At 45.7% G+C, this 324-nt stretch carries 1 protein-coding gene; it reads left to right on the top strand.

The features are described 5' to 3' along the window. Positions 1-40: 40 nt before the first annotated feature. Positions 41-324: FAD-dependent oxidoreductase (locus ACNKXV_RS13870; RefSeq protein WP_417908309.1), on the top strand; the 284-nt coding region annotated here is incomplete at its 3' end.

Below are 324 nucleotides of genomic sequence, written 5' to 3'. Positions count from 1 at the left end.
TTTTGATCGGGCCATACGATCTCGGGAGATTTGGCTGGAGATGAGCGAGAAAGCGGGATTTTTCGCAGAAAAGACCGGTTCCTTGCATTTAGCCTACACAGATCTGGAACTACAAGTAGTAGAAGAATATGTCGCTGCTATGAGCGGGATCAAATCAGCCGAACTTCTGAATCCAGAACAAACCGTGAAGAAAAGTCCTGCCGCTAATCCCAAGGGATTGAAAGGTGCACTTTGGACGGAGGAAGAAGTAATCGTGGATCCACGTGAAGCAATTTTCAAAACAGCCAAGTATCTGGAAAGCCTTCCGAATGTGGAATTTATATG

Origin of the sequence: Christiangramia aquimixticola (assembly GCF_048285835.1) — a bacterium.
GTDB classification, from domain to species: Bacteria; Bacteroidota; Bacteroidia; order Flavobacteriales; family Flavobacteriaceae; genus Christiangramia; species Christiangramia aquimixticola.
This window is presented reverse-complemented; position numbering and strand designations above follow the sequence as displayed.